The 12913-nt window shown below is 75.6% G+C and carries 11 protein-coding genes; 5 read left to right on the top strand and 6 right to left on the bottom strand.

All coding sequences use genetic code 11. The annotated features are described in order from the left end of the window. Window positions 1-29: 29 nt before the first annotated feature. The 4 genes from HUT16_RS04840 to HUT16_RS04825 form a co-directional block, all read right to left on the bottom strand. Window positions 30-659 carry a DUF4230 domain-containing protein gene (locus HUT16_RS04840; RefSeq protein ID WP_176185778.1) on the bottom strand — a complete coding sequence of 210 codons (630 nt, stop codon included), beginning with the start codon at window positions 657-659 and terminating at the stop codon, window positions 30-32. A 140-nt stretch (window positions 660-799) separates the two neighbouring features. After that, window positions 800-2632 carry an AAA family ATPase gene (locus tag HUT16_RS04835; RefSeq protein ID WP_254897641.1) on the bottom strand — a complete coding sequence of 611 codons (1833 nt, stop codon included), beginning with the start codon at window positions 2630-2632 and terminating at the stop codon, window positions 800-802. A gap of 307 nt (window positions 2633-2939) precedes the next feature. Further along, a complete protein-coding gene (locus tag HUT16_RS04830; protein WP_254897640.1) occupies window positions 2940-3617 on the bottom strand; it encodes a uridine kinase in 678 nt (225 codons plus the stop codon). A gap of 165 nt (window positions 3618-3782) precedes the next feature. Further along, window positions 3783-4184, bottom strand: a complete 402-nt coding sequence (locus HUT16_RS04825) for a hypothetical protein (protein ID WP_176185774.1) — start codon at window positions 4182-4184, stop codon at window positions 3783-3785. 209 nt (window positions 4185-4393) lie between these two features. On the opposite strand from HUT16_RS04825, the gene HUT16_RS04820 reads away from it, so the two are divergent. The 5 genes from HUT16_RS04820 to fxsA all read left to right on the top strand — a co-directional run bounded on the left by HUT16_RS04820 (window position 4394) and on the right by fxsA (window position 10547). Further along, window positions 4394-4834 (top strand): Lrp/AsnC family transcriptional regulator, encoded by a 441-nt coding sequence (locus HUT16_RS04820; protein WP_176185772.1) that lies wholly within the window; start codon window positions 4394-4396, stop codon window positions 4832-4834. 55 nt (window positions 4835-4889) lie between these two features. Then, entirely contained in the window at window positions 4890-6503 is a 1614-nt protein-coding gene (locus tag HUT16_RS04815; RefSeq protein WP_176185770.1) for an amidohydrolase, read from the top strand. Between the two features lie 79 nt (window positions 6504-6582). Beyond that, window positions 6583-8043: an amidase gene (locus HUT16_RS04810; RefSeq protein WP_176185768.1), complete on the top strand. Its 1461-nt coding sequence runs from the start codon at window positions 6583-6585 to the stop codon at window positions 8041-8043. A gap of 123 nt (window positions 8044-8166) precedes the next feature. Continuing rightward, the gene (lnt, locus tag HUT16_RS04805) at window positions 8167-9819 is read left to right on the top strand and encodes an apolipoprotein N-acyltransferase (RefSeq protein WP_176185766.1); all 1653 of its coding nucleotides are present in this window, start codon (window positions 8167-8169) and stop codon (window positions 9817-9819) included. 149 nt (window positions 9820-9968) lie between these two features. After that, window positions 9969-10547, top strand: a complete 579-nt coding sequence (gene fxsA, locus HUT16_RS04800) for an FxsA family membrane protein (protein ID WP_254897639.1) — start codon at window positions 9969-9971, stop codon at window positions 10545-10547. 108 nt (window positions 10548-10655) lie between these two features. Here the strand turns inward: fxsA and HUT16_RS04795 are convergent, their stop codons facing one another. Both HUT16_RS04795 and HUT16_RS04790 read right to left on the bottom strand, forming a co-directional pair. Then, window positions 10656-11030 carry an RNA polymerase-binding protein RbpA gene (locus HUT16_RS04795; protein ID WP_014134296.1) on the bottom strand — a complete coding sequence of 125 codons (375 nt, stop codon included), beginning with the start codon at window positions 11028-11030 and terminating at the stop codon, window positions 10656-10658. Window positions 11031-11264: 234 nt separating this feature from the next. Continuing rightward, window positions 11265-12872, bottom strand: a complete 1608-nt coding sequence (locus HUT16_RS04790) for a hypothetical protein (RefSeq protein ID WP_176185763.1) — start codon at window positions 12870-12872, stop codon at window positions 11265-11267. Window positions 12873-12913: the final 41 nt, after the last annotated feature.

The following is a 12913-nucleotide window of genomic DNA, read 5'->3' as shown; positions in this document are numbered from 1 at the left end:
GCCGGCCGTCCGTCGTCGCGGCGGGCGGGTCAGGCCACGGTCACCGTGACCTGGGTGAAGCCCAGCGAGCCCAGCAGGCCCGTCAGCATCGCCTTGGTGTTGTTCTCCGCCGTCCCGGTCAGCCCGGTCTCCTTCGCCGCCTTGTCGATCTTCTCCACGGCCAGCAGCTCCACCTTGTGCTGGTCCTCGGAGGTGCTCGACGAGAACAGGTCGCCGAGCCGGTCGAACAGGCCGCGCTCCTGCGAGTACATGTAGGAGCGCTTGACGTCGAGCGCCGCCCCGGCGAGCTGCGCGTGCGGAATGGTGATGGACGCCGTCCGCCGGTCCTCGGAGACCTTCACCGAGTCCGGCCCGAGCTTGCCGAGGTCCACGTACGCCTCGACGCTGCCCGCGCCCACGTACAGGCTGCGGGTGCCCAGGATCGCCGACGGCAGGAACTTCGCCTCGTTCGCGAGGTCCACGATGACCTGGAAGTCACCGGTGGCCGCGTTGTACCGGCTCATGTTCTGCACCGACTTGAGGACCGCGGGCTGGCTGCGGTCGACGCTCTTCTCGGCGAAGGGGTTCGGCAGGCCCGGCAGCCAGCCCAGGTTCCCCATCGCCAGGAACAGCGCCAGGATCACGGCCAGCGTGACGGGCAGCGAGACGTACCAGGGCACCCGCCGCCCCCCGGTGCTCCCGCCGGTGCGGCGCGGCGCGCGCCCCTGCCCGGACCGGGCCGGAGCGGGCACTCTCGGCGCCGGATCGTCCTCCGCGCGCTCCTCCGGCAGGTCCTCCCGCCGGGACTCCCGACGGCCCCTCACTGGTGGCCGTCGATCAGCTCGCCGTACGCCTGCAGCAGGTCCGGCAGGCGCAGCGTGGCCAGGTCCTCGCGGGAGGGCGCGCCGCGCTGGCCGGACAGCCGCAGGTCCCGGTAGGCGCAGGACTTCTCGTACAGGGTGCGGACGAAGCGGCCGTTGCCGAGCTGGTCGATCCAGCCCTCGGCCACCACGTGCCCACAGATCGAGGTGAGTTCCTCGGCCGCGTCCACGTCCCAGCCGTCACCGTCGGCCCGTGCCAACTGCAGGCCGATGTCGGCCAGTTCGGCCGGCCGGTAGGAAGGGAAGTCGACCCGGGTGGTGAATCGGGAGTTCAGACCCGGGTTCGTTGCCAGTAGTCGATTCATGCCGTCCGGGTACCCCGCAAGGATGACGACAAGCCTGTCCCGATTGTCCTCCGCCCGCTTCAGCAGGACCTGCAGCGCCTCGTCGCCGTACGCGTCGCCCTTGCTGTAGCCGGAGTTGGCCAGCGAGTAGGCCTCGTCTATGAACAGCACGCCGTCCAGCGCCGAGTCGATCAGCTCGTTCGCCTTCACCGCCGTCTGGCCCAGGAACTCGCCCACCAGGTCGGCCCGTTGGGCCTCCACCAGGTGGTCGCCGGAGAGCAGCCCGAGGGCGTGGAAGACCCGGCCGAGGATGCGCGCCACCGTGGTCTTGCCGGTGCCGGACGGGCCGGAGAACACGAAGTGCCGCTTGGGCGGCTGCACCGGCAGCCCGCGGTCCGCCCGCAGCCGGGCCATCCGCAACTGCGCCGACAGCGCCCGCACCTGACGCTTGACCGGGTCGAGGCCGACCATCGCCTCCAGCTCGGCCAGCGCCTGGTCCAGCTCCAGCCGGGCGGCCGGGGCCGGGTTCGGGCCCGAGGCCGGGACGGCCTGCGCGGCGGGCCAGCCGCCCGCGCGCGGCGACAGCGCCGAGGCGCCGCCCGCCCGTTCGGCCAACTGCGCCCGGCCCGGCTCGGCCGCGGCCGGCTCCTCCTCCTCGGCACAGGCCTCCTCGCTGACCCCGCCGGAGCCGCCGCGGAACTCCACCGGCTCCAGCTCCTCCAGGACCTCCAGCGCGGCCGCCGCGCCCCGGTACTCGCCGAACGCCTCGCCGTCCAGCAGCCCGTCCTCGGCGGCGATCGCCGCCAGCCGCTGCTCGGTGTCCATGAACGCCGGGTCCGCCCGGTGCACCGCCCGGTACAGCGGCAGCGCCGCCGCGCTGCGCCCCGCGCCCTCGTACGCCCGGGCCAGCCAGTAGCGCAGCTCCTTGCGCTGCGGCTGCTCGGAGCGGCAGCGCGTCAGCGAGGCGGCCAGCGGGCGCTGGGCCTGCGCGCACATGTCGAGGCGGACCCGGGCCATGCCGGCGAACAGACCGGCCTCGATGCCCAGCACCGGGTCGTCCAGCAGGCGGTCGGTGTCCCGGATCAGCTGCTCCCAGTCCTTCAACAGGTAGGAGCGACAGGCGTGCAGGAAGCGCACCGCGGGCTCCTGCTCGGGCGGCGGACAGGCCGTCAGGGCCTGCTCCAGCTCGGCCAGGTGGCGGCCGTCCAGCCAGTGCGAGGCGTGCGCCAGCGCCAGGTCCTGCGGGGTCTCCAGCACCGGCTGCACCCACCAGCCCAGCCAGTACCAGGAACTGAGCGGACGGCGGTGCCGCTCGCGCTGCTCGCCGAAGCGGTCCCGGTGCCGGTGCATCGCCAGCAGCGCGCCCGCGGTGTCGCTGCGCAGCGCGTGCAGCCCGAGCCAGGCGTCCGCCATGCCGGGGTCGACGTAGACCGCGGCGCGGAACTCCTCCTCCGCGCGGGCGTACGAACCGGCCGTGTAGGCGTCCATGGCACGCGACCAGGCGCGGTCGGCGTCCGGATCCGGACCCGCCGCGGCGGGACCCCTGCCGTCGGAACTCTCCACCGTCACTGACGCCCCCCGCCAGACCCTCGGGGCGCTCCTCTGCGCGCCTGCGTGGCATGGTACCGGCGCGGCGCTGATCCGTAAGGGTGCCGCGCGGCTCGAATGGCGCGAGACGATCGCATCCCGGCGGGCGCGGGGGAGGGCAGGACGGCGCCTCCGGCTCACGGGGGAACAAGCCGGAGACGCCGTGTCTGTGGTTGCGGATTCAACTGCTTTCCGCGACACGCAGAACTTAAATCCTGATGACGCCGCAGGTCAAGAGGGGTCTGGCCGGTTCACTCAGGGTGCTCCGGAGGATTCGCCCGGTGACCCCGTCGACCCGCAGGTCGGCGTGCGGACGGCTCGGGTCGGCCGCGAAGTGCGCCTGTTCCGCACACGACCAACCGGCCCAGAACTCGGCCAGTTCCGGACCGTCCCGCAGCTCCCCGCGGGCCCGCGCGGCCGCCTGGTCCAGCTCCATCCACAGCAGCGCCGCCAGCTGCGGGCGCACCGCCCGCCGACCCGCGCCCACCCCCTCCAGCAGCACCACCGGCGCCGCCGGCACCTCCCGCGCGGCGCCGAACTCCCGCGCCGTCCAGTCGTACACCCGGTACCGGCCCGCCGCGCCGCGCGCCAGCGGCTCCAGCACCTGCTCGCGCAGCCGCCCGGTCCAGCCGAACGGCTCCCGGTGCGTCGCCAGGTCGTCCAGGTGCACCACCGGCGCGCCGCCGAGCGCGGCGGACAGCCGTCCCGCGAAGGTGGTCTTGCCGGAACCCGCGTGCCCGTCCACCGCGACCAGCCGCACCGGCCCCAGCGAGGGCGGCAGCGCCAGCAGGCCCGCGGCCAGCGCGGACAGCTCGGACGGCGGGGGCGGTCCGGGCCGGGCGGGCGGTTCGGGGGAGGGGGTGGCGTCGGGGGCGGCGGCGTCCATCCGGCCAGGGTACGGGGGCCGGCCCGCCGTCACCGGGGGTGATCCCGGAGGGCACCGCGGGCGGCACCCTCGCCGGGACGTCGGACCGTCGGGGACGGTCCGGCTTCTCCGCGGGCCGTGCTCAGGCCCTGCTCCGGCCCTGCTCCGGCCCTGTGCGGACCGCGCTCAGGCCGCGCGGCGGTCGCGCTGCGAGGGCAGGAACGCGCGCACCGCGCGGTGGGCCCCGGCGTGCGAGAACGGCTGGGTGCGCCAGTCCAGCGCCGTCGGCAGCATGACCAGGTTGTCCAGGCCCTCGCGCTCCGGCTGCTCCTCGCACTCCGGCAGGTCGGCCGTCGGCGCGCCGGTGCCCCGGCAGATCGCGGGCTGGAAGGGGTTCCACGCGGAGGTGAGCACCGCGTGCTGCGGCAGGCGTTCTTCGTCGCCGATCAACGCGATCGGGCGGTCGCACTCCGGGCAGTGCACCCGGACGATCTCCCAGCTGTCGGCCGCGCCCGGGTCCGTCCCGAAGGACGCCTCGGGCGCGCCGGGTTCGTCCTCGACGTCGGAACGCTGGTCGGTGGAAGGCATCGTGATCCCCCTAGGATCGGGCCGGAGCCTCTCGTTGTCCGGGCCACCAGCAGCACTTCCCAGTGAGGGGGCGTCATAACCCTGCACTCCGGCGCACGGTGATGCATCGAATGTGTTCCTCGCCACATTCCCTTGGCATGTGCCCCCCACATGCGCCCCCCGGTGAGCTGTCTGCACGGCCCGGCCGCGATCGAGTAGGTTGACGCCTTGTGGAGGAACTCGACCAGCGCATCGTCCAGCTGCTGCTCCAGGACGGACGGATGAGCTACACCGACCTGGGCAAGGCCACCGGCCTGTCCACCTCGGCCGTGCACCAGCGGGTGCGCCGCCTGGAGCAGCGCGGCGTCATCCGCGGCTACACCGCGATCGTCGACCCCGAGGCGGTCGACCTGGCGCTCACCGCGTTCATCTCGGTCAAGCCCTTCGACCCCAGCGCCCCCGACGACACCCCCGAGCGCCTGGTCGGCCTGCCCGAGATCGAGGCCTGCCACAGCGTCGCCGGCGACGAGAACTACATCCTCAAGGTCCGCGTCCCCGGCCCCGGCGACCTGGAGGACCTGCTCGCCCGCATCCGCTCCGCGGCCGGCGTCTCCACCCGCACCACCGTCGTCCTCTCCACCCCGTACGAGGCCCGCCCGCCCAAGCTCTGACCTGCGGCCCCGCCCCGGTCCGGGCGCCGGTGTCCGCGGTGCGAGACTGGACGCCATGACCGAACGCACCGACCGGACCGTGCTGCTGCGCGGCGGCAACGTCTACAGCCCCGCCGACCCCTTCGCCACCGCCATGCTGGTCGAGGGGCAGCACGTCGCCTGGGTCGGCAGCGACGGAGCCGCCGAGGCGTACGCCGACACCGCCGACGAGATCGTCGAACTGGACGGCGCCCTGGTCACCCCCGCCTTCGTCGACGCCCACGTGCACGCCACCGCCACCGGCCTCGCCCTCACCGGCCTCGACCTCACCGACTGCGGCTCGCTCGCCGAAGCGCTCAACCGCACCGCCGCGTTCGGCGCCTCCTTCGCCGGCGGCGCCCTGATCGGCCACGGCTGGGACGAGACCCGCTGGCCCGAGCGCCGCGCCCCTGCGCTCGCCGAACTCGACGCCGCCGCCGGGCACGCACCGCTCTACCTCTCCCGCACCGACGTCCACTCCGGCCTCGCCACCAGCGCGCTGCGCGCCCTCGTCCCCGGCCTGGACGCGCTGCCCGGGTACGACGCCACCGGCCCGCTCACCCGGGACGCCCACCACGCCGTCCGGCAGGCCGCGCTCGCCCACCTCACCCCGCTCCAGCGCCGCGACGCCCAGTACGCCACCCTGCGCCGGGCCGCCGAACTCGGCATCGGCACCCTGCACGAGTGCGCCGGGCCGGAGATCTCCTCCGCCGAGGACCTCGCCGCGCTGCTCGCCCTCGCCGCCGAGGCCGACGGCCCCGAGGTGTACGGCTACTGGGGCGAACTCGGCCCCGAGGGCATCGCGACCGCCAAGCGCCTCGGCGCGGTCGGCGCCGGCGGCGACCTCTTCGTCGACGGCGCCCTCGGCTCGCACACCGCCTGCCTGCACGACCCGTACGCCGACGCCGCGCACACCGGCACCGCCTACCTCACCGCCGACCAGGTCGCCGACCACGTCACCGCCTGCACCGAGGCCGGCCTCCAGGCCGGCTTCCACGCCATCGGCGACGCCGCGATCGGCGCCGTGGTGGCGGGCGTCCGCGCCGCCGCCGACCGGCTCGGCCTGGACCGGGTCAAGGCCGCCCGCCACCGGGTCGAGCACGCCGAGGCCCTGACCTACGAGACCCTCGCCGCGTTCGCCGAACTCGGCCTCACCGCCTCCGTCCAGCCCGCCTTCGACGCCGCCTGGGGCGGCCCCGACGGCATGTACGCCGACCGCCTGGGCGCCGAGCGCGCCGCCGGGCTCAACCCCTTCGCGGCGATGCTGCGCACCGGCCTCCCGCTGGCCTTCGGCTCGGACGCGCCGGTCACCCCGCTCGACCCCTGGGGCACCGTCCGGGCCGCCGCCTTCCACCGCACCCCCGAGCACCGGATCTCGGTCCGCGCCGCCTTCACCGCCCACACCCGCGGCGGCCACCGCGCGCTGGGCCACGACGCCGACGGCGTCCTCGTCCCCGGCGCCGCCGCCTCCTACGCGATCTGGGCCACCGCCGACCTGGTCGTCCAGGCCCCCGACACCCGGATTGCCGGCTGGTCCACCGACCCCCGCTCCGGCACCCCCGGCCTGCCCGACCTCACCCCCGGCCACCCCCTCCCGGTCTGCCTGCGCACCGTCGTCCGCGGCCGCACCGTCCACCGGCGCACCGCCTGACGCCCGCGCCCCCGTCGGAGGGGCCGGACATTCGTCCAAGACCGGGGGCGGGCGGGGCGCGCAGGGTGGTGGGCACCACGTGAGAGAGGACCGCGCGATGCCCGCCGACCCGTTCGACCCGTTCACCCCCGCACTCGACCTCGCGGCGGCCGTCCGCCGCCGCGAGATCGGCCCGGTGGAGCTCGCCGAGACCTACCTGCGGCGCGCCGACCGCCTCGACCCGGTGCTCAACGCCTTCTGCCACCGCGACGACGAGGCCGTGCTGGCCGCCGCCCGGGCCGCCGAGCACCGGGTCCTGACGGCCGGCCGGGACGAGCGGCTGCCGCCCTTCCTGGGCGTGCCGCTGCCGGTGAAGGACCTGGCGGACGTCGCCGGCTGGCCGACCACGTACGGCTCGCGGGCCACCTCGCGGGAGCCCGCGAAGGCCACCGACCCGGTGGTGGCCCGGCTGGTGGCGGCCGGGTTCGTGCCGATGGGCAAGACCACCACCTCGGAGTTCGGGGCGCTGCCGTTCACCGAGAGCCCCGCGCTCGGCATCACCCGCAACCCGTGGGACACCGCCCGCACCCCCGGCGGCTCCTCCAGCGGCGCGGGCGCCGCCGTCGCCGCCGGGATGGCCCCGATCGCGCACGCCGAGGACGGCGGCGGGTCGATCCGGATCCCCGCCTCCTGCACCGGCCTGGTCGGCCTCAAACCGACCCGCGGCCGGGTCGCGCAGGCCACCGTCCTGGTCGAGGGCCTCGCCGCCGCCGGGGTCGTCACCCGCACCGTCGAGGACACCGCGGCCGTCCTGGACGTGCTGGCCCGGCACGACCCCGGCAGCTGGTGGTCCCCGCCCGCGCCCGCCCTGCGGTACGCCGCCGCCCTGGAGCAGGAACCGCCGGCCGGCCTGCGGATCGGGCGCCTCACCGACTCCCCGGTCGCCGGCGTCCCCGTCGACCCGGCCTGCCGCACGGCCGTCGAGCGGACGCTGCGCGCCCTGGAGCACGCCGGGCACCACGTCGTCGACACCCCGCTGCCGCTGCCGCCCGCCGAGGAGCTGGTCGGCGCGTTCACCGCGATCTGGAACACCGGCGCCGCCGCCGTCCCGCTCACCGACCCCGACCTGGTCGAACCGCACAACCGGGCGCTGCGCGAGGCCGCGCACGCCGCCGACTCCTGGGCCTACGCGCGGGCCGTGCAGAGCGCCCAGCGGCTCTCCCGCGCCCTGGTCGAGGGCTTCCTGGCCGGCTTCGACCTGCTGGTCACCCCCACCATGGCCTGCCTGCCGCCCCGGATCGGCGCCTGGCGCACCGGCACCGCCGCCGACCCGGCCGCCGCCGTCCGCAACTCCTACCCGATGGGCGTGTTCACCTCCGTGTTCAACGTCACCGGCCAGCCCGCCCTCTCGCTGCCGCTGCACCGGGACGGGGCCACCGGGCTGCCCGTCGGCGTCCAGCTGGTCGCCGCCCCCTGGCGCGAGGACCTGCTCCTCCAGGTCGCCCGCACCCTGGAGGAGGCGCTGCCCCAGGCCGGGCACCGCCCGCAGGTCGGCCGCTGACGGGCCGTCGGCCGCGCGGGGCGGGCGGGGGAGTGAGGTACCTTTCCTGGGACGTCGAACGAGGTGGAACAGCTGTGCCCCTCGCGCGCGGAGACGATCCCGAGGCAGAGAGGTGGTGCGCAGGTGGCACTGCCCGTTTCGCACGAGCAGCACGAGCAGCAGGAGCGGCCGGTGGCCGAGCAGGACGCGGAGCCGACGGCCCCCGGACGCGGCCGCCGCCGCACCTGGTGGGCCAGGACCGCGCTGGCCGCGCTCTCCGGCCTCGCCCTGGCCCTCGCCTTCCCGCCGTTCGACCTGTGGCCGCTGTCCGTCCTCGCGGTCGCCGCCCTCGCCCTGCTCACCCGCGGCCGCACCGCCCGGCACGGCGCCTGGATCGGCTTCGCGTTCGGCGTCCCGTTCTTCGTGGTGCTGCTGTCCTGGCTGCGCCCGGTCGGCTGGGACGCCACCGTCGGCCTGTCGCTGATCGAGGCGCTGTTCCTGGCGCTGATGGGCGCGGGCACGGCGCTGACCTCGAAGCTGCGCGGCTGGCCGCTGTGGGGCGCGGTGCTGTGGGTCACCCAGGAGTGGATGCGCGACCGGCTGCCGTTCGGCGGCTTCCCGTGGGGGCGGCTGGCGTTCGCCAACACCGCGAGCCCGTTCACGCCGCTGGCCGCGCTCGGCGGCGCCCCGCTGGTGACCTTCGCGGTCGCCGCCGCGGGCACCCTGCTGGCCTGGGCCGCGCTGAGCGCGGTGCGGGCCCGGCGCACCGACACCGAGATGCCCTGGCGCACCGGGGTCGGCGCGGTGGGCGCGCTCGCGCTGGTCGGGGTCGGGTACGCGGTGCCGGTGCCGACCTCGGCCGACGACACGGTGAAGGTCGCCCTCGTCCAGGGCAACGTGGACCGCCCCGGCATGGACTTCCTGGGCCGCCCGATGGAGGTGCTGGACAACCACGCCACCGCCACCGAGAAGCTCGCCGCCGACATCGCGGCCGGCAAGGCCGACAGGCCCGACGTGGTGATCTGGCCGGAGAACGCCTCCGACCTGGACCCGTTCACCGACCCGGCCGCGTACGCCCGGATCGACGAGGCGGTCAAGGCGGTCGGCGTGCCCACCCTGGTCGGCGCCCTGGTCGACGGCCCCGACGAGCAGCACGTCCAGAACGAGGGCATCGTCTGGGACCCGGTCACCGGCCCCGGCGCCTCCTACACCAAGCAGCACCCGGTGCCGTTCGGCGAGTACGTGCCGTTCCGCACCGAGCTGTCCAAGGTGATCAGCCGCCTGCAGCGGGTCGCCCGGGACTTCTACCCCGGCACCCACAACGGCGTGATGCAGCTCGGCCCGGCCCGGATCGGCGACGTGATCTGCTTCGAGGTCGCGTACGACGAGATCGTCCGGGACGCCGTCAACGAGGGCGGCCGGGTCATCGTCGTGCAGACCAACAACGCCACCTACAACCGCACCGGGCAGACCGAGCAGCAGCTCGCGATGTCCCGGCTGCGGGCCGTCGAGCACGGGCGGGCGGTGCTGATCGCGGCCACCAGCGGCGTCTCCGCGGTGATCACCCCCGACGGCACGGTCGAGCAGCGCACCGGCGAGATGGAGCAGGCCGTGCTGAACGCGCTGGTGCCGCTGCGCGACGGCAGGACCGTCGCGGACCGGGTCGGTGCCGCGCCGGAGTGGGTGCTGGCCGTGGGCGGCGTGCTGGCCTGCGCGTTCGCGGCGACCGGCGCGGTGCGCCGGCGCCGGGCGGAGGGCCGGGCCGCGGCCGAGCGGGAGGCCGACGCCGCGGCCTGAGCCGCGGACGGGCCCCGACGGCCCCGGGAGCGCGCCGAGCCCCCGTCGGAACACGGCGGGCCCCGGGGCCGTTGTGCTGGGTGGTGCCGTGGACGCGGCCGGAGAGGCCGGCCGCCGCGGAGAGCACCGCGATGGAGTGGATCCGTACCGTGTCCCAGCAAGCAACCCCGGCCCGCCCGGCCCGCCGAGGCAGGCTCGCCCGCACCGTGCCGCTGCTGGTCGCCGCCTGGCTGGTGCTGGAGGTCTGGCTGGTCACGGTGGTGGCCGGCTGGATCGGCTGGTTCCTGACCCTCCTGCTGCTGGTCGGCGGGGTGTTCCTCGGCGGCACGGTGATCAAGCGCGCCGGGGCGCGGGCGTTCCGGGCCGCCGTCGAGCTGTCCAAGGACCCGCAGTCCGCGCAGCCGCAGACCGGCACCTCGATGACGGTGCTGGCGGGCATCCTGCTGATGATCCCCGGCTTCCTGTCCGACCTGCTGGCCGTGACCTTCCTGCTGCCGCCGACCCGCGCCCTGTGGCGTGCCGTCGGTCGCCGGATCACCGGCTCGGCGCTGCGCTCCACCTCCCCGGTGGGCGCGGACCGGTTCGCCGACGCGATGCGGTTGCAGGAGCAGCTGCGCATCCACCGGCCCGACGGCAAGGTCGTCCAGGGCGAGGTCGTCGACCCGCCGCACGGCTCCGCCGGCCCGTCCGGCTCGGACACCGGCTACCGCCCGCCGATCACCCCCTGACCACCCCCTGACCGGCCGGTGAAGTGCTGAGGCCGTAGGGGAACGCCGAAGGGCCCCGGGGGGAACCGGGGCCCTTCGGCGTTGGTGCGGTGGTGCGGGGTGCGCGCGTCAGGCGGACTTGCGCGAGTCACGCGGGTGGATCGCCAGGTTCATCCCGCCGGAGCGCAGGACGGCCAGGCGCTCGGCCAGGACCTCCTCCAGCTCCTCGCGAGTCCGGCGCTCCATCAGCATGTCCCAGTGGGTGCGGGTGGGCTTGGTCTTCTTCTCCTCCGGCTCCTCGCCGTCCAGGAGGGCGGCCTCCTGACCGCAGAAGCGGCACTCCCACACCACGGGAATCTCCGCCTCGACCGAGAACGGGACCTCGAAGCGGTGTCCGTTCTGACATGCGTACTCGACGGTCTGGCGGGGTGCCAGGTCAATGCCGCGGTCGGTCTCGTAGCTGGTCGCCCCGAGTCGCGTGCCGCGGAGAGCTCGCTCGCTCATGAATCGTGCCTCCCGGGCTTCTTGCCCACAGGACTAGTGGTCGCTGTCTTCGTCGCTGGGTCCAACGCTCGACCTCCGACGAAGATTCCCGTCCGGGACATACGTCGCCTGTCGTGCCGCCCCTGTTTGTACCCATGGTCGCCCGTTTTGTCACATCTGAGCGGTGTTATCACCCGGCGTGTCACATTTTGTGCACTTCTGGTCCGCCGGAGAGCGCCGAACCCGACGGACTTCTTACCAGACCGGGCGCGGACTAACCTGCGCCGCGTCCTTCGTCAGATCGGCCGCCACCGGTTCGGCCGCGACCGGCTCGGCGGGCGCCACCGCCCCGGCGCGGAGCTGGACGGGCGCGGCCGCCTCGGTGCGGGTGTCGCGGTGCGGCAGCAGCGCGACCACCGCGTCCCGCAGCGCGGCCGGGGCGTCCTCGTCCAGCGGGTCGACGGTCACCGGGACCTGCAGCCGGACCGGGGCGGCGGTGCCGATCCGGGCGTAGCCGCGCCCGGGCGGGGTGTGCGCGGCGGGCGCGATGTCCAGCGGGCCGCCGAGCGCGGCCGGGCCGGACTCGGCGTTCACCGGGCCGAGCACCACCCGGGCCCGGGTGCAGGTGCGCACGGTGGCCGAGATCCGGTCCCGGGCGTCCAGCGCGTCCACGAACACCACCGTCACCCGGGCCGCCCGGCCGTGCCGCAGCGGCACCTCCAGCAGTTCCTGCGGGTCGGTGCGGCCCTCGGCGTGCGCCAGTTCCGACAGCTCGGTGAGGTGGTCGAGCAGGATCCACAGCGGACGGCTCACGTCGGCGGGCGCCGCCAGCCCGTGGTGCCGGGCCGCGTTCAGCGCCACCAGCCGCCGCTCGGTCTCCCGCGCGCACCACTCCAGCGCGGCCAGCGCCCCGTGCAGGCTGGTCTCCACCGTGTGCACGCCCGGCCGGTTCACCAGGCAGGCGTGCTCGCCGGTGCTCGCCCCGTCCACCACCACCAGGTCGCCGTACGGCAGCGCCTGCAGCGCGATCGAGCGCAGCAGCGTCGAGGTGCCGTGGCCGGGCGCGCCCAGCGCCAGCAGGTGCGGCTCGGCCGAGCGCGGACCGACCCGCCAGATCACCGGTGGCTGCTGCTCGGTGACGCCGCCCTGCTCGACCGGCATGGTGCGGTGGCTGCCCGCGTCGTCGGTGAAGCCGAGCACGATCTCGCCCGGCGCGGTCACGAAGCGCTGCGCGGCGATGTCGGCGGGCAGCGGGGACAGCGCCGCCACCCGCAGCCGGTTGGACTCCTCGTCCCAGTCGAAGCGGTACTCCCGGGAGCGGCCCGCCTTGCCCTGCACCACCTGCTCGATCCGGGCCCGGGCGGCCGGCTCGGTGTCGGTGAAGTACGCCGGATAGGCGATCTCCAGCGCGGCCAGCCGGCCGTCCGGGTCGAACTCCCAGCCGCCGAACGCCGACTGCCACTCGCCGTCCACCCGGTACAGCGCGCCCGGGTCGTCGTAGCCGCCGAAGTACGGGGTGAGCGCCGCGTACAGGGCGGGCAGCTTGACCTCCGCCGGGGCCGGCTCCGGCTCCGCCGGGGCCTTGGGGGAGCGGCCGACCCAGGCGGCCGAGGCGACCAGGGCGACGATCGCCAGCAGCGGGCCGTGCGGCAGCAGGAAGACGCCGAGCGCCACGGCCGCGCCGACCAGCAGCGTCGGGCCGCGCCGCTCCTTCGGGGTGGCCGCCCAGCGGGCCTTGGCCCAGTCGGCGTGGCGGCGCAGGCCGCGACCGATCAGCGCCAGCGGCGCGAACACGTCGGCGGCGTGGTCACCGGCGCTGCGGGCGAGGTCGCGGCCCCGGGTGAGGTGGCGGGTGAGGGACATGCGGGCTCCGGAGGGCGGGAGGGACGGGAGGGACGGGAGGG

Source organism: Kitasatospora sp. NA04385 (assembly GCF_013364235.1).
Taxonomy (GTDB): domain Bacteria; phylum Actinomycetota; class Actinomycetes; order Streptomycetales; family Streptomycetaceae; genus Kitasatospora.
Note: the sequence above shows the minus strand (reverse complement) of the source record. Positions and strands in the feature narration are given on the sequence as shown.

What these genes read in the sequence shown, in the direction of transcription:
- HUT16_RS04835 (WP_254897641.1), bottom strand. Translation starts at nt 2,632, where the DNA reads ATGGACGCCTACACGGCCGGTTCGTACGCCCGCGCGGAGGAGGAGTTC.
- HUT16_RS04830 (WP_254897640.1), bottom strand. Translation starts at nt 3,617, where the DNA reads ATGGACGCCGCCGCCCCCGACGCCACCCCCTCCCCCGAACCGCCCGCC.
- HUT16_RS04825 (WP_176185774.1), bottom strand. Translation starts at nt 4,184, where the DNA reads ATGCCTTCCACCGACCAGCGTTCCGACGTCGAGGACGAACCCGGCGCG.
- HUT16_RS04815 (WP_176185770.1), top strand. Translation starts at nt 4,890, where the DNA reads ATGACCGAACGCACCGACCGGACCGTGCTGCTGCGCGGCGGCAACGTC.
- HUT16_RS04795 (WP_014134296.1), bottom strand. Translation starts at nt 11,030, where the DNA reads ATGAGCGAGCGAGCTCTCCGCGGCACGCGACTCGGGGCGACCAGCTAC.
- HUT16_RS04790 (WP_176185763.1), bottom strand. Translation starts at nt 12,872, where the DNA reads ATGTCCCTCACCCGCCACCTCACCCGGGGCCGCGACCTCGCCCGCAGC.